Annotated in this window: 17 protein-coding genes and 1 tRNA gene; 11 read left to right on the top strand and 7 right to left on the bottom strand. The window is 58.6% G+C overall.

What is annotated here, in order from left to right; all coding sequences use genetic code 11:
- The first annotated feature begins 44 nt into the window (after window positions 1-44).
- From J3P76_RS20685 to J3P76_RS20670, 4 genes are all read left to right on the top strand, one after another.
- Window positions 45-1,709 (top strand): ShlB/FhaC/HecB family hemolysin secretion/activation protein, encoded by a 1,665-nt coding sequence (locus J3P76_RS20685; protein ID WP_434701178.1) that lies wholly within the window; start codon window positions 45-47, stop codon window positions 1,707-1,709.
- 326 nt (window positions 1,710-2,035) lie between these two features.
- The gene (locus tag J3P76_RS20680) at window positions 2,036-2,872 is read left to right on the top strand and encodes a response regulator transcription factor (protein ID WP_420764124.1); all 837 of its coding nucleotides are present in this window, start codon (window positions 2,036-2,038) and stop codon (window positions 2,870-2,872) included.
- Window positions 2,872-5,259 (top strand): 7TM-DISM domain-containing protein, encoded by a 2,388-nt coding sequence (locus tag J3P76_RS20675; RefSeq protein WP_434701176.1) that lies wholly within the window; start codon window positions 2,872-2,874, stop codon window positions 5,257-5,259. The genes J3P76_RS20680 and J3P76_RS20675 overlap by 1 nt, the downstream gene beginning before the upstream one ends.
- 1 nt (window position 5,260) lies before the next feature.
- Window positions 5,261-7,612 carry a TonB-dependent receptor gene (locus tag J3P76_RS20670; RefSeq protein WP_434701175.1) on the top strand — a complete coding sequence of 784 codons (2,352 nt, stop codon included), beginning with the start codon at window positions 5,261-5,263 and terminating at the stop codon, window positions 7,610-7,612.
- On the opposite strand, the gene J3P76_RS20665 is transcribed toward J3P76_RS20670, so the two are convergent.
- Together J3P76_RS20665 and J3P76_RS20660 are read right to left on the bottom strand one after the other, a co-directional pair.
- A complete protein-coding gene (locus J3P76_RS20665; RefSeq protein WP_434562411.1) occupies window positions 7,596-8,681 on the bottom strand; it encodes a diguanylate cyclase domain-containing protein in 1,086 nt (361 codons plus the stop codon). The two genes, J3P76_RS20670 and J3P76_RS20665, sit on opposite strands and share 17 nt — an antisense overlap.
- 191 nt (window positions 8,682-8,872) lie before the next feature.
- Entirely contained in the window at window positions 8,873-9,370 is a 498-nt protein-coding gene (locus J3P76_RS20660; protein ID WP_434562413.1) for a hypothetical protein, read from the bottom strand.
- Between the two features lie 186 nt (window positions 9,371-9,556).
- Here J3P76_RS20660 and J3P76_RS20655 point away from each other — a divergent pair, with 186 nt between their 5' ends.
- A complete protein-coding gene (locus tag J3P76_RS20655; protein ID WP_434609681.1) occupies window positions 9,557-10,240 on the top strand; it encodes a hypothetical protein in 684 nt (227 codons plus the stop codon).
- A 504-nt stretch (window positions 10,241-10,744) separates the two neighbouring features.
- Window positions 10,745-11,104, top strand: a complete 360-nt coding sequence (locus tag J3P76_RS20650) for a DUF6124 family protein (RefSeq protein ID WP_434609683.1) — start codon at window positions 10,745-10,747, stop codon at window positions 11,102-11,104.
- A gap of 143 nt (window positions 11,105-11,247) precedes the next feature.
- On the opposite strand, the gene J3P76_RS20645 is transcribed toward J3P76_RS20650, so the two are convergent.
- Window positions 11,248-12,057, bottom strand: a complete 810-nt coding sequence (locus J3P76_RS20645; protein WP_434609686.1) for a helix-turn-helix domain-containing protein — start codon at window positions 12,055-12,057, stop codon at window positions 11,248-11,250.
- A 44-nt stretch (window positions 12,058-12,101) separates the two neighbouring features.
- Here J3P76_RS20645 and metC point away from each other — a divergent pair, with 44 nt between their 5' ends.
- Window positions 12,102-13,259, top strand: a complete 1,158-nt coding sequence (metC, locus tag J3P76_RS20640) for a cystathionine beta-lyase (RefSeq protein WP_434609688.1) — start codon at window positions 12,102-12,104, stop codon at window positions 13,257-13,259.
- 435 nt (window positions 13,260-13,694) lie between these two features.
- Window positions 13,695-14,309 carry a hypothetical protein gene (locus J3P76_RS20635; protein ID WP_434609690.1) on the top strand — a complete coding sequence of 205 codons (615 nt, stop codon included), beginning with the start codon at window positions 13,695-13,697 and terminating at the stop codon, window positions 14,307-14,309.
- A 135-nt stretch (window positions 14,310-14,444) separates the two neighbouring features.
- Here J3P76_RS20635 and J3P76_RS20630 read toward each other — a convergent pair whose 3' ends face one another.
- Both J3P76_RS20630 and J3P76_RS20625 read right to left on the bottom strand, forming a co-directional pair.
- Window positions 14,445-15,119: a DUF4276 family protein gene (locus J3P76_RS20630; RefSeq protein WP_434609692.1), complete on the bottom strand. Its 675-nt coding sequence runs from the start codon at window positions 15,117-15,119 to the stop codon at window positions 14,445-14,447.
- Window positions 15,116-16,243: an AAA family ATPase gene (locus J3P76_RS20625; RefSeq protein ID WP_420764139.1), complete on the bottom strand. Its 1,128-nt coding sequence runs from the start codon at window positions 16,241-16,243 to the stop codon at window positions 15,116-15,118. Before J3P76_RS20625 ends, J3P76_RS20630 begins: the two co-directional genes overlap by 4 nt.
- Window positions 16,244-16,550: 307 nt before the next feature.
- Between J3P76_RS20625 and J3P76_RS20620 the strand changes: the two genes are divergently transcribed.
- Both J3P76_RS20620 and J3P76_RS20615 read left to right on the top strand, forming a co-directional pair.
- Window positions 16,551-17,222, top strand: a complete 672-nt coding sequence (locus J3P76_RS20620) for a hypothetical protein (protein ID WP_434609694.1) — start codon at window positions 16,551-16,553, stop codon at window positions 17,220-17,222.
- Between the two features lie 14 nt (window positions 17,223-17,236).
- On the top strand, window positions 17,237-17,923 hold the full coding sequence (locus tag J3P76_RS20615; RefSeq protein WP_434701174.1) for a tetratricopeptide repeat protein: 687 nt from the start codon (window positions 17,237-17,239) through the stop codon (window positions 17,921-17,923).
- A gap of 107 nt (window positions 17,924-18,030) precedes the next feature.
- Here J3P76_RS20615 and J3P76_RS20610 read toward each other — a convergent pair whose 3' ends face one another.
- Both J3P76_RS20610 and J3P76_RS20605 read right to left on the bottom strand, forming a co-directional pair.
- The gene (locus J3P76_RS20610; protein ID WP_434650059.1) at window positions 18,031-18,360 is read right to left on the bottom strand and encodes a hypothetical protein; all 330 of its coding nucleotides are present in this window, start codon (window positions 18,358-18,360) and stop codon (window positions 18,031-18,033) included.
- A 336-nt stretch (window positions 18,361-18,696) separates the two neighbouring features.
- A tRNA-Leu gene (locus J3P76_RS20605) sits at window positions 18,697-18,781 on the bottom strand.
- A 108-nt stretch (window positions 18,782-18,889) separates the two neighbouring features.
- Between J3P76_RS20605 and queA the strand changes: the two genes are divergently transcribed.
- Complete coding sequence (gene queA, locus J3P76_RS20600) at window positions 18,890-19,939, top strand: tRNA preQ1(34) S-adenosylmethionine ribosyltransferase-isomerase QueA (RefSeq protein ID WP_434609700.1); 1,050 nt, start codon at window positions 18,890-18,892, stop codon at window positions 19,937-19,939.
- The last annotated feature ends 9 nt before the right edge of the window (window positions 19,940-19,948 follow it).

The following is a 19,948-nucleotide window of genomic DNA, read 5'->3' as shown; positions in this document are numbered from 1 at the left end:
GCGGTCATGGGCTCAGGCAACCCGCTTTATTCGAGACATATTCAATGCATAACAAATTGATGTATTGCGCCGCTGGTCTGGCGCTGTTGTCCACTTCCCCGGCCTGGGCGGCGACCCTACCGGCACGCCCGATCCCCGACGCGGGGCGCATCCTGCAAGAACTGCCGATTCCTCAACAGGAACTGCCGCAAAGCATTCGCCTGGACGTCGAGGCGCCGCAACCGGCGCAGGAAAAAGTCGGCGGCGCCAAGGTCCAGCTCAATGCCGTGCGTTTCACCGACAATACCCGTATCGACGAGGCCAACCTGCAACGCGTCGTCGCGCCGGCCATTGGCAAGTCCCTTGATCTGGACGAGCTGCGGGAAATCGCCCGGCAGGTCACGCTTTACTACCGTGAGCACGGTTACCCGTTTGCACGCGCCTACCTGCCGGCTCAGCGCATGGCCAACGGCGAGCTGACCATCGCGGTGATCGAAGGGCGTTATGGCAAAGTCACTGCCGTCAACGACGATGCAAAACTGGCCGCGCAGGCGCAGCCCTTCCTGGACGACTTGCAGCCGGGCGACGTGATCGAGCGTGACCGCCTGGAGCGCAGCATTCTGGTTCTGTCCGACCTGCCGGGCGTGGCGGTTCGTCCGGTCATCCGCCCGGGTGACGAGCTCGGTACGGGCGACCTCGATGCCCAGGTGAGCAAAACCAAGGCCTTCGAAGGCAAGGCCACGCTGGACAACCACGGCAACCGGTATTCGGGGCGCAATCGCCTGACGGTACAAGGTGACTGGAACAGCCCGATGATGCTGGGCGACCGGCTGAGCGCCGCCGTGATGGCCACCGATGAGGAGCTGTATTTCGGCAGCCTCGGCTACTCGATGCCATTGGGAACCTCTGGCCTGCGCGGCAACGTGGGCTACGCCAAGAGCTCCTATGACCTGGGCGCTGAATTCGCCGACCTGGGTGCGACCGGTACCGCCGAAGTCAGCAGCGTCGGCTTGAGTTATCCGCTCGTACGCAGCAATCAGGCGAACCTCATGTTGGCCGGGCAGTACCAGCACAAGGATCTAGAAGATAAGTACGAAGTACTGGGCCTGAGCTTTGAAAAAAGCAGCGACTCGCTGCCCATCAGCCTGCAGTTCGATGTGAGGGACACCTTGCTCGGCGGCGGCATCACCTACGGTGGCGCGACGCTGACCTACGGTGACCTGAAACTTGATTCCGCCCTGCGCGAGGGCGACCGTCAGACCGCCCAGACCGAAGGTCAATTCAGCAAGGTGAACGTCGACCTTGCCCGCCTGCAAGCGCTGCCCGCCAACTTCACGCTGTTCGCCCGGTTCCTCGGCCAATGGAGCCAGGACAACCTCGATTCCTCCGAAGATTTCAGCCTCGGTGGCATCGATGGGGTGCGGGCTTATCCACAAAGCGAAGCCTCGGGCGACGAAGGCATGCTGACCCAGATCGAGCTTCGCTACCCCATCGACAAGCTGACGCCTTACCTGTTCTGGGACGCCGGCAAAGTGCGCATCAACCACGACGAGTGGGCTGACGAGGAAAACACCCGCAGCATCTCCGGCGGCGGTGTGGGTTTGCGCGCTCAGTACGGCCCGCTCTCGTTCGACGCAACGGTCGCCTGGCGTCACTCCGGCGGTGAAGCGCAAAGCGACACGCGTCAGGAAAACCCACAACTGCTGGCCCAGATTGGGTACCAGTTCTAACCAAACGCCGCTCATTCAAGGTAGTCAACAAACCCGTGGCGAGGGAGCTTGCTCCCGCTGGGCTGCGCAGCAGGCCCTGCAGTTCGGCACAGTTAGTCGACCATATCTCGTTTGTGGCGAGGGGATTTATCCCCTCGCCACATGTCTATGCCCCCCAACTACATCCCGCCCCGAACGGCATGACCGTTTATCGTCTGTTGAAAATTTGATAGCTTCAGTTCTCGCCCGCCCTGCCGTTATATCCATTTATTGCCGGCCCGATAGGTGATCTTCCGCCGGCAGTTTCGCGACAGAGAGCTGGCTAAACACAACAAGAGACCTGGCGAATGGACAACGGACGATACGCAAGGCAGGCAGCGACGGCGGAGGGCACGGCGGTGTCCGAGCCCGTGCCGCATATCCTGCTGATCGATGATATCCCCGAAGACATCCGCGCCACGCTCATCCTCTTGAAGGCCCAGCCCTGGCGAATTTCCCTGGCCAGCGACGCCTATCAGGGCTATCAACGGGCACTTGCGCTGCGCCCGGACCTGATCGTCCTGGATGTGCACATGCCACAAATGGACGGCTTCAGCCTGTGCAGGCTGTTGCGCGAGGCACCGGCCACCCGGCATATCCCGATTCTGTTCCTGTCTTCTGCAAATACCTCATTGGAACGATTGGAAGGGCTGACCGTCGGCGCCGTGGACTACATCCCCAAATCCTGCGCCCCCGAAGAAGTGCTGGCGCGCATCAAGATCCACCTGCAGCTGACTTGGCGCGCACCACCGACCGTCCAGGAAAGTCCGGCCGATCCGGAGCCGCAGGGTGATGAAATCGTGCTGCGCGCGGCCATGCGACTGATAGAAAACCAGTTGGACGACATGCCGTCCCTGGGCATGCTCGCGCAAAAAGTCGGCACCCATGAGAAACGCCTCTCCGCCATTTTTCGCGAGCATCTCGGGCTGACCGTGTTCGCCTATATTCGCGACGCGCGGTTGCGGCGCGGCCAGGATCTACTGTGCGAAAGCGCCATGAGCGTGCAGGATGTCGCCGAACTGGTGGGCTTTCGCAGCGCCTGCAACTTCACCACGGCCTTCCGCCAGCGAATCGGCATGACGCCCAGCCAGTTTCGCCAGCAAACCCTGGGCATCGTTGAAACCGAGTCGGCCGGGCGCACCTGATGCGGCTTCTTCAGTTTCTATTGCTGACCATTACATTGTTATCCACAGGCCTGCTGCGTGCGGCACCTGTGGATATCTGCCGCGCCGACTCTCTGAACCTGATGTCCGTCGTGCGGATTCTCGAAGACACCCAGGCACGCCTGAGCCTGGCAGAAGTCGCTCGGCTGCCAGACACGCAGTTCAAAGCCGCCACCCCAAGCTGGCCGACGCAGGGCTACAGCCGCTCCGCCTTCTGGTTGAAATTACGGCTGACCAATTCGAGCGATGCGGCGTGTTCGCGCTTGCTGGTGGTCGGGGCGCCGCGCCTGGAAGACATCCGCGTCTACCGACCGGGGTACGAGGCACACGGCGGCGGCGCCTATCCCCTGGCCGAATGGCCTCAGCCGGCGGCGCGTCAGCCGGCGTTCCCGGTGTCGTTGGCGGCGGGGCAGAGCACCACGGTGTTCGTCCGGGTGGCGAGCAACTTCCAGATGCTGCTGGAGCCGGAACTGTGGTCCGAACCGGCGCTGCTGCGCAGTCAGCAACAGACGTACCTGAGCGACGGGCTCTCCCTCGGCATTGTCCTGCTGGTCGTGCCGTTCGGCTTTATCGTCGGCTGGATCCTGCGCTCTCGGCTGCTGATGGTGAACGCGGGTGCGGTACTGAGCTACATCCTGCTGACCTGCATCCTCAACGGTTACCTGATCTACTGGCCGTCGGCGCTGGGCTGGATGCGCGAGCTGCTGACCTGCGCCAGCGCGCTCTCGTTCGTACTGTTCCTGGCGTACTTCCGCGTACTGTTGCAGGTGTCCCAGCTGCCCAGGATCATCGGCTGGAGCTATTGGGTGCCGCTGCTAGGTTGTGTCTTCGGCCGACTCTGGTGGTTGAAGATCGATGCGGTCCAGGGCGCGCAGATCGTTCAGGTCTTCCTGATGAGTTTCTACGGCGTGTTGTTCGCTACGTTATTCATGGCGTGGCGCAGGCGGCTGAGCTACAGCTGGATGGCATGGCTGGTGCCCGGGCTCTTGGTGGGGCAACTGCTGATGCGGATTTTCTTCCCCCAGGAACAATTGCCCTGGCAGTCGCCGGAAAGCAAGTACAGCCTGTCTTCCACCTTGGCGGGCGTGGTGTTGCTGGTGTGCACCTTGATCATGGAAGTGGCCCGCAGCCGCAACCGGGAAAAGCACGCGCTGTCGACCCTCGAACAGCAACGCCAGGCAGAGCACGAGCGCCTGGAAAGCACCGTGGCCCTGCGCACCTCGCAGCTGCGCGACTCCCTCGCGGCTCGCAGCGCATTGATGGCGCGGATCAGCCACGACCTGCGCTCGCCACTGGTGCGCATCATCGACTATGCGCGCCTGCTACACGGCGGGCCGAATCGCGACTACCCGGCGACGATCGAGCGCAACGCCCGTCAACAACTGGAGCTGATCGACGAGATGCTCGAGTTCTCCCAGGGCGAGCTGGAGCAGATGCAACTGACCCTCGCGCCGGGCTATCTGTACGGCTTTCTCCAGGAAATCGCCGACGAGGCGGGCTTTCTCGCCGCGCGCCAGGGCAACAGCTTCAACGCGGTAATGGCCCAGGATCTGCCGCCCCTGGTGGAGGCTGATTTCAAACGGCTTCGGCAGGTGCTGATGAACCTTCTGGCGAACGCGGCGAAATTCACCCGCAACGGCCAGATCCGTTTCGAAGTGGGCTGTTGTCCGGGAGCAACCGCTGACACCGTGGAGCTGCGCTTCAGCGTGATCGACACCGGCATTGGCATCGACCCGCAAGAATTCGAACAACTGCTGCAACCGTTCCGCCGTGGCCGCAACGCCCAACGCTACGAAGGCAGCGGGCTGGGGCTGTCCATCGTCACCCAATTGCTGGAACGCATGGGCAGCCGTCTCGAACCCCAGGCCACGGGGCAGGGCAGCCACTTCAGTTTTCGCCTGCAACTCAAATGCGCCCAAGAAGATGACCTGGAAAACGGCATCGTCGATAACAACATCACGCCGCTCGATGGCCAGGGCAAACACGTGTTGCTGGTGGACGACATCGAACAAAACAGCGAATGGCTCTATGACCTGCTGGCCGGTTACGGTTTCGATGTGAGCATGGCGGCGAGCGGCGAAGATGCCTTGGCTTGCCTGGCGGAACAGCCAATCGACCTGCTGATCAGCGATCAGATGATGCCTGGGATGGACGGTTGGGAACTGCTGCGACACGTTCGCGCCCGTGAGCATGATCTGCCCGTGATGCTTTATTCAGCGGTCCCGCCACACCGGCCGCCGGGATACCCCGAGGACCTGGCCTTCGACGCTGTGTTGCTCAAGCCCACCGACAGCCGCCAATTGCTGGCGCGGATCAAGACCCTGGTTTGCCCGGACACGGTGCATCGAGCAATGGCCCGGGAGTTCTAGCATGCCGGGTATGGGTTATCGGCTGCTCTTGCTCGGCAGCCTTACGGTATTGCCTTGGCTGTCGGCCAAGGCAGCGCAAGACACCTCCGGCGGCCTCGTCCTTGACCAGACCACCGTCACCGCTCGCCGCCGCGAAGAAGACCCGCAAGACGTGCCGATCCCGATCAACGTCCTCTACGGCGATCAACTGGACGAAGCCGGCCTGCATCGACTGCAAGACATCCAGCAACGGGTTCCGGGCCTGGTGGTCTCCGGTCACGATGCCCGTTATGCCGGTTTCGGCCTGCGCGGCTTCGGCGCGACCGCCTACAACGATGGCCTGGAAGGCAGCGTCGGCACCTACGTCGACGGTGTTTACCAGGCACGCCAGGGCATGGCCTTCAGCGAGTTGATGGACATCGAACGCATCGAAGTGTTGCGCGGGCCGCAAGGCACCTTGTTCGGCAAGAACACCACCGCGGGCGCGCTGAACATCGTCACGCGCCAGCCGACTTTCCAGCCCGAAGCCAACCTCGAAGCCAGTTACGGCGAGCGCGGTCTGCGGGAATATCGCGGCACCGTCTCCGGGCCGCTGCAAGACGGCGTTCTCGCCGGGCGGCTCAATGTCTTCGACGGCTCCAGCGAGGGCGCCGTGGAAAACCTGCACGACGGCAGCCGCCTCGGCGACGCCGACAGCCAAGGCCTGCGCGGCCAGTTGCTGTGGACGCCGAACAGCGACTTCAGCGCCCGCCTGATCGCCGACTACGCCGAGCAGAACGAAGCCGGCAACGTCCTGTTGGTCAATCACTACAGCGAGCAAACCCGCAAGCGCGCCAAATTCCTTGGCTATCCGCTGGCGGAGCCCGACCCTTACCAACGGGAGAACCGCATCGACGCGCCGGGTCGCCCGCGAACTCTGCAGAACGGCGTGTCACTGGAATTGAATTGGGACTTGGACGAGGCGATGCGCTTCACCAGCATCACCGCCTACCGCGACTGGGACTACCGCGCCGGCCGCGACGGTGACAGCACCGCGCTGGCGGTGGCCCAATCCGAAACCGAGTTGGGCCATCGGCAGTTCAGCCAGGAATGGCGGCTGTCCGGCACGGCCGGCTCGTCCGTCGATTATGTCGCCGGGCTCTATTACCTGCGCCAGCAACTCGACCGGCAGATCGACGCCGAATTCGGCCCGGACGCCGCGCCCTGGTTCGTTGGCGATCAACTGGAGGCACTGCAAAAAATCTTCGGCATCAGCTTCACCGATCCAAGGCAGGTGCCTTCGGTGCTGCTCGATGGCGCTCGGCAGCGTTATGACGGCGAGCAGAAGGGCGACAGCCGCGCGGTGTTCGGTCAACTTTCCTGGCGTCCGATCGACCCGTTGGAACTCACCGGCGGCCTGCGCTACAGCCAGGAGCGCAAGGACGGCTGGATCTCCCGCGACGTCAGCAACCTTGCCCCGCTGAACGGCTTACCCCCGGTGTTCCAGGTGGGCGGGCAATTGCTGCGGGACATCGCCCTCGGCGGTACTTATTACCGTGAGGACTCCATAAAAGAAAACAACGTCTCCGGCCTGCTCAGCGCCAGCTATCGCTTCAGCGATGCCGTGATGGGCTACGTCAGTTGGTCGCGGGGCTACAAGGCCGGCGGCATCAACTTCGACGTGATCGGGCCGTTCACCGAGCCCACCTTCGAGCCGGAACGCGCCACGTCCCTGGAAGTGGGCATGAAGACGCAGTTCTGGGATCAGCGCGCATTGCTCAATCTTGCCGTCTACCAGACCGACGTCGATGACTACCAAGCGCTCACCTACAGCCCGCCGACATCGCTGTTCGCGCCGCCGCTGCGGGACAACCTGATCAACGTCGGCAAAGTCCGCTTGCGCGGCATCGAATTCGATTCCGCGTGGCAACTCACCTCCCAACTCACCGGGCGCCTGGGCGTGGCCTGGAGCGACGCGCGCTACCGCAGCTTCCCCAACGCCCCGTGCCCACCGGCCTCGGGTCAATGGACCTGCGACCTCAGCGGCGAGCGCCTCTACAACGCGCCGGAATGGAACCTGAGCAGCGGCCTCGACCACACCCACCCGCTGCCCTATGGCCTGGAACTCTACAGCGGCGTCGACTACAGCTTCCGCACCGGTTACTACGGCACCCTCGAAGGCGGCGAAGGCAGCTATCAACCCAGCTACGGCCTCACCAACCTGCGCCTGGGCATGCGCAGCCAGGATCGCGCCTGGGAAGTCGAAGGCTGGGTGCGCAACGTGTTCGATCGCAACTACATCACCGCCGTCTACTCACTGCTCGGTGCCGGCGACTACGGCGTCATGACCGGCAGCGAACGCACCGTCGGCACCACCGTCAGGTTTCGTTATTGACCGAAAGGCAGCGGGTTGGACAAAACGCCAGGCGATTACCACCGGCCTTTTTCGACAGGTACATGGCCTGATCCGCCTTGCTGATCAGCCCATCCACCTCAAGCCCATGCTCCGGAAAAAACGCCACCCCGATACTCGCGGCAATCTCCACCGTCTGCGCGCCAATCAGGATCGGCGCATTGGCCGCCGCCAGCATCCGCTTGAGCATCGGCTCGCAATCCTCCACTTCCTGCAGCCCCACCAACCCGGCCACAAACTCATCCCCCCCAAGGCGCGCCAACGTATCGCCCTCGCGCAACGTCGCATTGATCCGCGCCGCGACAATCTGCAACACCCGATCCCCCCAGTCATGCCCATAACTGTCGTTCAGCGCCTTGAACCCATCCAGGTCGATAAACGCAATCGCCACCTTCTGCTGATGAACCCGCGCCTTGCCCAACGCCTGCCGCATCCGCTCGGCCAACAACAACCGATTGGGCAACTGCGTGAGCGCGTCATACCGCGCATCCCGTTCCAGCAGCTGCAAGCGCTGCTTCATCTGCGTCATGTCGCTGAACAGCGCCACGTAGTGCTGAACATTGCCGTGACGGTCATGCACCGCACTGATGCTGATCCTCGACGTCATCTCCCGGCCATCTTTATGGTTGGTCTGAATCTCACCGGACCAATGTCCGTGGAAATCCAGCGCATTCTTCATCGGCGCGTAAAACGCGGTGAGGCGACGGACCATGCGATGGGAGTTCAGCTCATGGCCCTGAATCTCTTCCTGACCGTAACCGGTAAGCCGCGTAAAGGCCTCGTTCACGGCGATGACGCGGCCGAAGGGATCAACGAGGATGATGCCTTCGCGGGCATGGCAGAACACGGTGGTGGCCAGCTCTGGGCACAGGGTGTTGAGGTGACGGTCCAGGGCGGCTTCGTCGCGGGTGGCGGGCCATGTATTGGAATCGAAGCCTTGCAGGGCCAAGTAGCGGACCAGGGAAGAGAGCGATTTGTGCAGGCGGGTCAGGGCATTCGTGGCGAGCCTGGAGTTCAGGCAATAGCTGCGAATGAAGGTGTGTAGGTTCATGGGAGGGACGCGGTGCTCGGTTGTAGCGCTTGGGGTGGGTGAAGCGGGGGATTATCAAGGTGGGGGTGCGGTGGGGTGTTTGCTGGAGGGGATGGGGGCTTTGCGGGAGGGGATGGATGGGGAAGATTTTCTTGGAGGTAAGGATGCGCGCAGCGGTCAAGCTAAGGGGAGTCGCTGCGCGCGACGTTTCATTAGTCCAGTACAACAATGCCATTCTGGGGAACGTTCACGAACGGCAACGCGCTGCATCGCTGATGATGGGCTTCAAGGGCCAGTGCCTCATACCAATGCAGATAGCCATTCAACATGTGTTTGGGGATGTTTGAATTACGCAGCGGAAAGAACGCGATGGACAATTGGTCTTCTTTTTGTTCATGCCAGCGCCAGCCAGCCGAATGGCCACGAGCCCGGGCTCCCCAAAGCCCTGCGGACCAGGCAAATTGGCCCATGCGAAACTTGAAACTGCTCGTTTGCCCAATGTATTGGACGGTTGGATTGTCAGGAGAGGCCTTCCCGGTCGCTCTCCAGGCAATGCAGTAGACGCCCTTCGCAGCAACCATCTGTGCGAGAACGGGGTCCACACCGGTGGATTTCTTGCCGACCCCGGGCCAGAAGCAATTGCTGATTTCTGCCCAGGGGTACCAGCCTGCGCCATGCGCCTCAAGATCAAACAGCTCGGGAACTTTCATGGTGATTCGTCCTTGATCGCTCAGATTGAAGTGATGGCAGGATATCGAGATTGATGTCTTAGTGCCATTATAGAGAAGAGATGTCGGTTCTGGCTCCGGTTGCGAATCAGGTAGGCATCTGAAAATTCGCTGCACGAAAGGGAGTCAATTAATCTAGGGGCCTTGCTCAATATATGGCCTCCATTCATGAAGTCTCTCGAAAAAACGCTGCTTTGTTACGCCAGGAAGCACGTGCCGACACTTCCCAGTATCTACACTTGGGAGTTTGATACCGCGCTCGTCTACCAAACGTTTGGATGGGATATTGGCGGCTCGAATTGGTACGAAAAGGCGTCCGCGCTGAAGCGGTATGCCTCACAGCAATGGGGGGCGTCACCCGACCAACGGATGGCGCTCGCGGACTACGCGGTGCGCGTCTGGGGTGGCGTCAAAGGAAATGCATCTGCAACGATGCAAGGCTACGTTCAGATTGTGTCGCAGGGCCAAGTGCCGATAAATCACAAGGGAATCGCCTCATGGTCGAAAGTGGCGGCGTTCTCGAATCCAAACGAGCATGCCATCTTCGATGCGCGGGTTTCATTTTCCCTGAACGTTCTACAAATGCTTCAGGGTGATGAGCAACGCTGGTGGTTTCCGCACTTGGCGGGTCAAAACCCGCGGCTCAAGGCCTGCTGGCCACGCTTGAAGACCCAGGCGCGGCAACAGGGCTGGCTTCGAATTGCAACGACTGATGTCTACTCGACCTATATTGGGTTGCTGATAAGCGTCACCCGAAAACTCCAAGTCGAGATAGGAGATGTTGAGATGCTGCTGTTTTCAAAGGCGGAAGATTTTGCATCAGCGTTTAACGAGGTCTATCCCTCTCCTTAAAGACTAAAGTGTCCGAAAGGGGACAGATCTATTTATTACGCTGCTCAGTTGATTAAACGCCGAACCCAGTGGCGAGGGAGCTTGCTCCCGCTGGGCTGCGCAGCAGCCCCTCTTCATCCATCGGCCAGCCGCTCACCCCAGCCAAATGAAGCCCTGTCAGTAAAGCCCGACAGAAACCGCCACGAAGCCCCGCCAGCCCACAGCGCCTTGCGCCTTTGCCTACAACTAGGCCAGAATCCGCCGGCTTGTGCGCCTTGGGTTGCGTCGGTAGTTTGGGACATGTCACTGCTCATCAGTGATCGGGTTTAGTCGCCCGTCGTTGCTAAGTCGCTCAAGCGTCCATCAGTCAGGTATCCCCATCCCTGCACTCGATGGTGGCTGTGCGCAGGGCGCCTCCGGGCGCGCCGATTTCTTAGCTCGTCGGTCGACTAACCTGCGCATAGCTGCCTCCCAATCGTTTAGTCGCGAACGGGTCGTAGCCTCAACCAAAAGAGAGCTAGGACCATGGTCAAAATTACACCGAATCCTCCAGTAACAGACGAACCCACATCCCGTGCCCAGTCTGCCCGCAACAAAAAGCTCGATGACGCGACCACTCGCGCGTTGGATTACTACCTGAAGCCCAAGCCTAAGAGCGAAACATCTGACAAGACCGACTCCATTTTACGGATTGATCCGAGTGTGGATTCTGAGTGTTTGCTTGCGAATCTCAGTGAGAATTTGGCTTCGGCGAACGCGATGATCAGTGACTTGGCGTTTGATCTGGATGGATCGCGGCGACGTGTTGCGTTGGGGATTTTGCAGGTGATTGAGGTAAGTGAGCTGTTGGCGAATCGGGCGTTGGATATTGTTGAGGTGAGGTAGCCGAGGCGTTCGCCTCGGCAGGAAAGGTCTTGCGCAGCTGACCTTTCCTGCCGCCTGACGGGAGCATCAAAGCACACTTAAGACCTGCAGCGTGTGTGGAAGGACCAGAGTCGTTTTGATCTGGGCGATGATGTAACGAGGAATCACTGAGGCGCGCTTTGCATTAAATGAGTGGACTGAAAGGCCCGTGGCGTACTGCCTGTTATTTTTCGAAAGGCCGCCACATAGGCTGCTGCACTCGCAAACTGCAAAGTATGTGCAACCGATTTGACGGACCGATTCGATGCCAGCAGATCCAGCGAGGCAACGATGCGCGCCCGATGGTGCCATGTGCGATAGTTCAAGCCCACTTCCGCGCTAAAGCGCCGCGTAAAGGTGCGTTCGGACATGGCCGCACGATACGCAATTTCAGATATCGACCAATGCCACTGATTGCCTGAAATCAGCTCCATCAATGCCGCGCGCAGCCGCTCGTTAGTCGGCATCGGCAAGTGTGTCGGTAGGCAGGCCGCTTCACCCAATGCATGCAGTAATAACTGCACCATCAATTCGCGCATCTCACCCTGGCGCGGCTGTTCGAACAAGCCCAGTACCAGTTCCCTGATAAGGCTGGATGCCACGACCGCGTGCACGTCGTTGCAACGCGCGAAGCCGGCGACTTCGGTGAACAATGCCGGGTGGAAATACACCGTTCGCATCTCAACATCCGACAGGATTTGAATGGCATGGGGTTGATGCGGCGGTATCCACAACGCCCGTTGCGGTGGAACCGTCCAGCGACTTTGCTGTGTTTCAACCAACATCGTGCCGCGCAACGCAAACACCAGTTGCCCGGTCTGGTGCTCGTGCGAAGGCAACACAGCGCCGCGCTCATGCCGCTTCGCTAACAGGCGAAACTCGGCGGGCTCGGGATGGCGCGTCAGCGATATTTTTTGGCTGATGGAGTCTGACATGCCAAACATACTATAGGACTCTGACCACTCGAATCGAGGCCATCATGCACCGTGACTCTGCTCTTGTTCACCTGGGCCGAACCAGCGCCGCAGCGGTTCATGCGGTCAACCCACCCTTGGTACGCGCTTCAACAGTAGTGTTTGAAACCCTGGAGGAATATCGGCATTCGTACCAGGGCAGGGTTTTCGAATCGTTACGTTATGGGCGCTCGGGCACGGTCACCACGTTTGAGTTACAAGAGGCCATGGCACGCCTTGAAAATGCCGAAAGCTGCATCGCCACCTCCAGCGGTTTGAGCGCTATCGCCGCAGTGTTAGGCGCACATGCGGGACCGGGAAAACATATCCTGGTCTACAACGGCGTGTATGGTCCGACCCGAGTATTTTGCGAGCAATCGCTGACAGCACTTGGCACCAAAATCAGCTTCTTCAACGACAGCGCCGAAGTCGGCCAACTGATCGACGACAATACGAGCCTAGTCTTCATCGAAGTGCCTTCATCGTTGACGATGCAGATGCTGGACATCACGCAAGTGTGCGCGGCGGCCCATGAACGGGGCATACCGGTTGCCTGCGACTCAACGTGGGGCTCACCGATGTACTTCAACGCCCATGCGCTGGGGATCGATATTTCGATTCACGCGGCAACCAAGTTCATCAACGGCCACTCAGACGTCATTCTCGGCCTGGTGACCTGCGCTTACTCAACGTTGGACACGACACGCAAATGGTGTGACCGCTACGGCTCACATGCCTCCCCGGACGCGTGCTGGCTCACCCTGCGCGGATTGAGAACACTCGCCGTGCGCATGCCCCGGCATCAAGCCAGCGCAATCGAAGTGGCTGAATGGTTGAATGAACATTCGAAGGTCAAACGCGTGATGTTTCCAGTATTGGCCTCCGATCCCGGGCACGCACTTTGGAAAAGACAGTTCTCCGGTGGCGCAGGGCCCTTTACTTTCGAACTGCAACCTTGCAATGAAGCCACGTTTGAACGCTTCATCAATGCGTTGAAATTGTTTGGCCTAGGCACCAGTTGGGGCGGGTATGAAAGTCTGGTCATGCCCGCCATTCCACACGAACTGCGCTCGATCAAGACGCTACCTGACGAGGGGCGGCTGGTTCGCCTGCACATTGGGCTCGAACATGCGCCTGATCTGTGTGCGGATCTGGCCCAGGCGTTTGATCGGATGGATGAATGAGCCGGAAAATTGCTTCTTTTGAAAGGTCTGACAGTCTTGGCTAACAGCGCCCGTAAGCCCCACGTCGCCCTGCGCCTTTGCCTACAACTACGCCAGAATCCGCCGGCTTGTCCGCCTCCGGTTGCGTCGGTACTTCGGGGCCTGTGAATGCTCATCAGTGATGGCTCCCACTACAGGAAGCAAGATGTTGGCGAAAGTTACTCCGAATCTTCCCGATACAAACGAACACGTCTCCCGTGCTCCATCTGCCCGAAATAAGAAAATCGATGACGCCGCCACGCGAGCGTTGGTTTTTTACCTGAAGCCTTGTGCGGAACAGGCTCGCCAGCATGCATGCGGTAGGCACGAGATAAGGCATACGATAAGGTCGTCAGAGCGACCCACGGACTCCCGGCGGATAGCGACGGGCTCACCCTAATAACTGATGGAAAGCGCATGGACAAGCTAGCAGTACTGGATGCATTCGAGGCAGCCCATGATAAGTATTTTCATCTTATGCTCGAACACTATCCGACGTTTCGTACCGCAGAGCCGAACGGCGGTTTCGGACCTCCTGAACTAATTACGCTTGCGATCGAAGCCCACTCGTGCGCCATCGCGTTAGGGCCGAAAGCGCTAAAGCGACTATGTTATCTGGGGCTGGATGTCCTTTATCCATTTGACAATATCGTCGATCTTTACAATTGGCGGGTGAAGGTCAAAAAGGAAAAAATTGAACACACCACCTATGCTTCCATAGCCATCCGCATCGACTCGGAAATCGACCGGATGCGCCGTGTGTTTTCGCTAGGAGCATACGACTCATATGAGGCTTTGCCTACCGAAGAGTTTCTTGTATCGAAGTTACGCTACAGCGCGTCGCCCCAAAACGTGAGCGCAGTCGAAGCGCCTCAAGAGATGCCTGCACCAACCATGCGCGTCGATACGATAAATGTGCAATACGCTGCGGATTCACAGGCCGTCAGTAATCTCGAAAAGCTTGAGAAAGAAACGTCGATCGGATCGAACCTCAGCACAATTATTACGACGTTGAGACAGCTATTGGGTTGAGAGTACCCATGCTCGGGCTGAAGCTGTCGAGCTATTGGCTTTGTATTCCCGTGCGCTTTATAGACATGTTTGCCCTGACCCATGATGGCGACCCATAAGGTAGCTGAGCGTCAGCAAAGGCTGTCGAATATTCTTCTATGTGATGGGTAGCAAGGATTCCATGCATTTGATCCAAGCATCAAATCTGTTGCATTGCGACCGAATCACCGGTAGCCCAATCTCAATTGCTGCCAACGAGCCATGCCATGGTTTGTCATAGCCCTGGTATAGGTTCTGGATTCGTTTGCTCGGAGCTGTCAACGGACTATTGTTGATGGCTTCCGGAGTATCGAAATCGTTTCGGATCCGCAGCAGCTTTGCTTCGAGGGCCGGTTGATTGATTCCTTGGGCAAGTCGCGTGGGACAGCTGAACAGTAATCCCTCGAATTCATACATTTGGACGTAAGGAATGAAGCGGCGCATTACCTCGCCACCGAGCTTTTCTCGTAGCTTTTCTGTCATGATCTCCAGCAAGCAATCAGCTTTGGCATCCATAGTTTCCTTGCTGTTGGCTTCATTTTTTCCGGGAAACGCTTCGGGCAAGCCATAGAAATCGAAGAAGGTAGTGCAATAGGCCTGACGGTCTCCGAGCAGCCGTTTCTCAACATCAGTAAGCAGGCGCTCAAAACGGAAGTTACCACCCTTGTGCCCCGGTTTCCCTATTAAGGCTGGCACAAGATAAATGTTCAAATGATGGAAGGCTGGTGCAAGCACCTGATTAATGAACATTTCCTCGGTCTGACCCTCGCAGATGACATGTACTCGAATCATCTACGCGGCCTCCCGCCAAGGATATTTTTCTCCCAAAGCTCACCAACTGAATAATCTTCTAACCAGATATCAAACTCGTTCTCGTCGAGCCGTTTGAATACCGTCGCCCCTTCTTCGCGCTCGACTATGATCAGATCGCTAATGGGAAACTCATTCACCAACGGAACTGACTGGGTTGAGACAATCACTTGCATCCTCGTCGAGGCCGACCGAAGCAGGGAGCCCAACAAAGTAATTGCATACGGGTGCAAACCCAGTTCAGGTTCGTCAATGATGATTGTGGAAGGCGGCTCCGGTTGTAGTAGTGCAGTGACCAGGCAAATGAAGCGGATAGAACCGTCTGAGAGCTGGCTGGGCCAGAAGACGTAATCGCTGTCTTTCTGTCGCCACAGCAAGTTGATCAGCTCCTCTTCCGTCTTTAAGCGAAGAGGAATGAGCACGAAATCATCAAAAAACGGAATCGCCAATTGAATTGTTTTACGAATCTGTTCGTAGACATCCGGCGCTTCTGTAAAGAGCCGATATAGATAGGCTGCCAGGTTGGATGCGTCTGGGCGCAGGTAGTCGTTGATGTGGACGGGGCCGCGACGCTTGACGCTTGCTGTATCGCTGCTGTCATGGAAGTGGAATACTTTCCAACTGGAAATCGATTCGTAGCAGTAGGAGACCACATCGTTTTTGTAATCGGCATAAAAACGCTTGGAATTGAATGTTTCTTTCAGCTTCGCTTCTTGATGTCCAGAACCTAGCTCTATCCATTGTGCTCCGTACCGAGGGCCATCAAAGAAAAGTCTCTCATTCGAAAATACAAAGTCCCCATCCACTGTTGGCTCAAGCTCGAATTGGTATCCGTTTAGGCCAAATTTGACGAAGGACACGATTTTCTGAGTTTCTTTTACGCCGAAACTGAGGATGCGATCAGCAGAGCCCTGTTGAGCGGTCCATTTCTTCAGGCGTTGTTCCATCATCTCGCCAAGCATGCGAAAGTAGGAGACGAAGCTGCTCTTGCCGGCACCATTGGCGCCCAGCAGGACGTTCAGGCTGCCAAGCTCCAGGCCCTCCAAATTTTTTATGGACTTGAAGCCCTTGATTGTCAGCCGGTCGATGGCGTTTTTCTTGCTCATTGATGCGACATTCCTTAGCGATACTGTCCCGTGAAGCTCAGGCCGCTTTTGTGATAGCTTTCCAGAGTTTGCCACTGATTTCAGAGGCTGGCTTGTTGCATCCTAACTCTAATCTTTTCCGGCTAATACCAGCCCTTGATTACGCCGTCGTTCACTGGATATTTTCAGATATCACTGAGCGCGTTCAGCGGATCATGAGTCTGATCTCCTGGTTTTCGGAGCCCGGGGCTTCTCCCGCAGGCCCGCGTTACTAAAGTTCGTGACCCATAAGCCGACAGCCTTCGTTTCCACCTCATGGATGATTCTAATGTTCCGCTCCGTTTTTTCCGGCGTTGCTTTGCTCGCTGCCGCCGCTGCCTGCACGGCCCAGGCCCAGACCGTCACCACTCCCGAACAACTGCTGACCGAATTTTCTCGTTGCGATGCGCGTTTCTTCGAGAGCCTGCGTGACGCCCGCCTGCCGGCAGGTACAGTGCGCCTGAGTGATTACGGTTCGGTCAGGGCACCGACCATTATGAATCCGCTCCAGGAGGGTGGCACTTACCAACATTTCGAAGCGCCCCTGATCGTCAACGGTGTGCGTATGGTCGGCTATTACAACCAGGCCCAAACCATCAAGGATCTCGGTAATTTTCTGTTCTGGGGGTTCGTAGTCGATGGCTCGCCGCAAGAGGTGGCCGCGAAACTAAAGCCGTTGATCGTCGATAACGCGCGCTTTGTCAGTCAGGGCAAAGCCATTGCCCGCGCCGAAATTCGCCGCGTCGGTGACCCGATCGGCCAATGGCGCACCGAAGGATTGACCGGCCCTGGCGTCGCCACTCCGTTTGGTTTCGTAGACCGTGTGTTGATGGTCGACACGGGCGACACGACACCGCCGCTCGCCGGGCATACAACCGTGTTCTGCTCGCTCCAAGGCACCGTGACCGCGCCGCTCTTGCAGGCCTATCGCCCTGACCTCAACGCTCGTCTCTTCGACTGACAAGGTTGCTCTTCATGAAAGCTCGCTGGCCCGCACTGATCGCTTGCTCCCTCATCCTGATGGGATGTGCCGGGATGCAGAACCCGCAAAAAGCCAACCTTGCGCACTGCACAAATCAGCTCAAGGCGGCTAAAGCCGAAAACTATCCACTAGTGCTGCAGGAAGGTGATTTGTGCTTACAGAAAAATTCGCTGCCTGCCTCGCTGGAAAGTCTGATTTACGCGGTGCAGGCTGACGCCCACAGCAACCTCAAGCATTTTCCCGAAGCTGTGGCTGCCAAGGAAAAATCCATCCAGTTGGCGGCCAAGCCTGATGCACGCGCCAATCTGGATTTGAGCGGTATGTATCGCGACGCCGGCAATCCGAAAAAAGCGCTGGAACTTGTGCAATACAACCTCGACAACGGGCTGGGAGAAGCCGGAAAGGGTTCGGGCTTCCACATGCCGACCTACTATCATCTGGGCCTCGCGCTGACAGACCTGGGTCAGTACAGAGAGGCCACTGAAGCATTCAGCACCGGCCTTGAGCGTCAGTCGAACTATGCCTGGGCCTATTATGCGCGCGGGATCGCCTATGATCATTTGGGGGACAAGGACGATGCCAAGATCGACTTCATGAAGTTTTCGCAAATCGTCGATGAAAAGTACGTTCGGGATGAGCACAAGGCCAAGCTTGCCGAGTACAAGATTTCCTTGCCTTGATGTTGCGGTGGATTGTCTGGTCTTGGAGCGGTATAAACCTGCCCAAGACCAGCAGCTCTCAGTTCCTTATGCGTTACCACGCGGAGCGTGGGAACGAGCGCTGGGGTTTATAGAATATCTTTCACATAAGCGTTAAGCGCGATGAGCGGAGCGTGAAGGTCGTCTATCTTTTGCGCTGAGCTGAAATCCGTAGCCAAACGATGCAGCTCTCGGCCCAGCACTGTATCCACCCCACCAATCGCCCCCAACGCCAAATCCAGGCATCGACTGATTTCGCCCTGAATCCCGGCCACATCGCCCCGCCGCACCAACAACTCGAAAATCTCCCGGTCGCAACTGCCCATCAACGGATCATCCCGCAGGATCGGGCTGTGGCCTTCTGTCTCATAAGCCAGCTTGAGGGAGTAAAGAGCGACCGTTTCCAGCAGCAATTCCATGGGGTGAAATCCTTTGTGACTGGGTGAGGAGGGGTGGGGGTGAAGGTTCATGGCTTGGCGAGTGCTAGTCGGAGTATCGGTGTGGGGGAGTGACTATTTTGTGAGCGCTTTGCGCTCAAGCGGGAGCAAGCTCCCTCGCCACGGGTTTTTCCCTGTTTCCTGTCTTCCTTATTGCAGGTTCTTTCTCGCCACTGGGCTGGTATTTGGGGCTGCTTTGCAGCCCAGCGGGGATGAATCCCCTCGCCACAAGAGCGGGCTGGTGGCGTCGATCATGGGCCAAACCACTTTCCTGCAGACGAAAAAAAAGACCTTGAATTTCAAGGTCTTTCTTTAAGATGGTGCCCCGAGGGAGACTCGAACTCCCACTCCTTTCGAAAACGGATTTTGAATCCGCCGCGTCTACCAATTCCGCCATCAGGGCTCAATGGCGGCGAAGTATAGAGAGGTGCCTACCGTTGGTCAATCGCGTTTCATGGTGAATTTATAATATTTCCGCTAGACTTTCCGGCCCTGCTAGACGAACCCCATCATGCGTGTTGCTGACTTTACTTTCGAACTCCCGGATTCGCTGATCGCTCGCCACCCGCTGGCCGAGCGGCGCGCCAGTCGACTGTTGACCCTGGACGGGGTCAGCGGTGCCATGGCTCACCGTCAATTCACTGATTTGCTCGAGCATTTGCGTCCGGGCGATTTGATGGTGTTCAACAATACCCGGGTGATTCCGGCGCGGTTGTTCGGCCAGAAGGCCTCCGGTGGCAAGCTGGAGATTCTGGTGGAGCGGGTGCTGGACAGTCATCGCGTGCTGGCCCATGTGCGGTCGAGCAAGTCGCCCAAGCCGGGTTCGTCGATTTTGATCGACGGCGGCGGTGAGGCGCGGATGGTGGCGCGGCACGATGCGTTGTTCGAGCTGGAATTTGCCGAAGAGGTGTTGCCGCTACTCGACCGTGTCGGGCACATGCCGTTGCCTCCTTATATAGACCGCCCGGACGAAGGTTCGGACCGCGAGCGCTATCAGACCGTATACGCCGAGCGCCTGGGGGCGGTGGCGGCGCCGACGGCGGGGCTGCATTTTGATCAGCCGTTGCTGGAGGCGATTGCGGCCAAGGGCGTGGAGACGGCGTTCGTGACGCTGCACGTCGGCGCCGGCACGTTCCAGCCGGTGCGGGTGGAGCGCATCGAAGACCACCACATGCACAACGAATGGCTCGAAGTGAGCCAGGAAGTGGTCGATGCCGTGGCGGCCTGTCGCGCGCGCGGTGGGCGGGTGGTGGCGGTGGGGACCACCAGCGTGCGCTCTTTGGAAAGCGCCGCGCGCGATGGCGTGCTCAAGCCGTTCAGTGGCGACACCGATATCTTTATCTACCCGGGCCGGCCGTTTCATGTGGTCGATGCCCTGGTCACCAACTTTCATTTGCCCGAATCCACGCTGTTGATGCTGGTTTCGGCCTTCGCCGGTTACCCCGAAGCCATGGCCGCCTACAAGACCGCCGTCGAGCATGGGTACCGCTTTTTCAGCTACGGTGATGCGATGTTCATCACCCGTAACCCCGCGCCACGCGGGCCCGAGGAAACCGTATGAGTCGCACCT

Source organism: Pseudomonas sp. D1-36, from assembly GCF_051132205.1.
Classification (GTDB): domain Bacteria; phylum Pseudomonadota; class Gammaproteobacteria; order Pseudomonadales; family Pseudomonadaceae; genus Aquipseudomonas.
Note: the sequence above shows the minus strand (reverse complement) of the source record. Positions and strands in the feature narration are given on the sequence as shown.

Excerpts from the sequence above, each read along its gene's own strand:
- J3P76_RS20625 (WP_420764139.1), bottom strand. The coding sequence starts at position 16,243 with ATGAGCAAGAAAAACGCCATCGACCGGCTGACAATCAAGGGCTTCAAG.
- J3P76_RS20650 (WP_434609683.1), top strand. The coding sequence starts at position 10,745 with ATGGTCAAAATTACACCGAATCCTCCAGTAACAGACGAACCCACATCC.
- queA (WP_434609700.1), top strand. The coding sequence starts at position 18,890 with ATGCGTGTTGCTGACTTTACTTTCGAACTCCCGGATTCGCTGATCGCT.
- J3P76_RS20655 (WP_434609681.1), top strand. The coding sequence starts at position 9,557 with ATGAAGTCTCTCGAAAAAACGCTGCTTTGTTACGCCAGGAAGCACGTG.
- J3P76_RS20635 (WP_434609690.1), top strand. The coding sequence starts at position 13,695 with ATGGACAAGCTAGCAGTACTGGATGCATTCGAGGCAGCCCATGATAAG.
- J3P76_RS20610 (WP_434650059.1), bottom strand. The coding sequence starts at position 18,360 with ATGGAATTGCTGCTGGAAACGGTCGCTCTTTACTCCCTCAAGCTGGCT.
- J3P76_RS20615 (WP_434701174.1), top strand. The coding sequence starts at position 17,237 with ATGAAAGCTCGCTGGCCCGCACTGATCGCTTGCTCCCTCATCCTGATG.
- J3P76_RS20685 (WP_434701178.1), top strand. The coding sequence starts at position 45 with ATGCATAACAAATTGATGTATTGCGCCGCTGGTCTGGCGCTGTTGTCC.
- metC (WP_434609688.1), top strand. The coding sequence starts at position 12,102 with ATGCACCGTGACTCTGCTCTTGTTCACCTGGGCCGAACCAGCGCCGCA.
- J3P76_RS20680 (WP_420764124.1), top strand. The coding sequence starts at position 2,036 with ATGGACAACGGACGATACGCAAGGCAGGCAGCGACGGCGGAGGGCACG.
- J3P76_RS20675 (WP_434701176.1), top strand. The coding sequence starts at position 2,872 with ATGCGGCTTCTTCAGTTTCTATTGCTGACCATTACATTGTTATCCACA.
- J3P76_RS20665 (WP_434562411.1), bottom strand. The coding sequence starts at position 8,681 with ATGAACCTACACACCTTCATTCGCAGCTATTGCCTGAACTCCAGGCTC.
- J3P76_RS20645 (WP_434609686.1), bottom strand. The coding sequence starts at position 12,057 with ATGTCAGACTCCATCAGCCAAAAAATATCGCTGACGCGCCATCCCGAG.
- J3P76_RS20620 (WP_434609694.1), top strand. The coding sequence starts at position 16,551 with ATGTTCCGCTCCGTTTTTTCCGGCGTTGCTTTGCTCGCTGCCGCCGCT.
- J3P76_RS20660 (WP_434562413.1), bottom strand. The coding sequence starts at position 9,370 with ATGAAAGTTCCCGAGCTGTTTGATCTTGAGGCGCATGGCGCAGGCTGG.
- J3P76_RS20630 (WP_434609692.1), bottom strand. The coding sequence starts at position 15,119 with ATGATTCGAGTACATGTCATCTGCGAGGGTCAGACCGAGGAAATGTTC.
- J3P76_RS20670 (WP_434701175.1), top strand. The coding sequence starts at position 5,261 with ATGCCGGGTATGGGTTATCGGCTGCTCTTGCTCGGCAGCCTTACGGTA.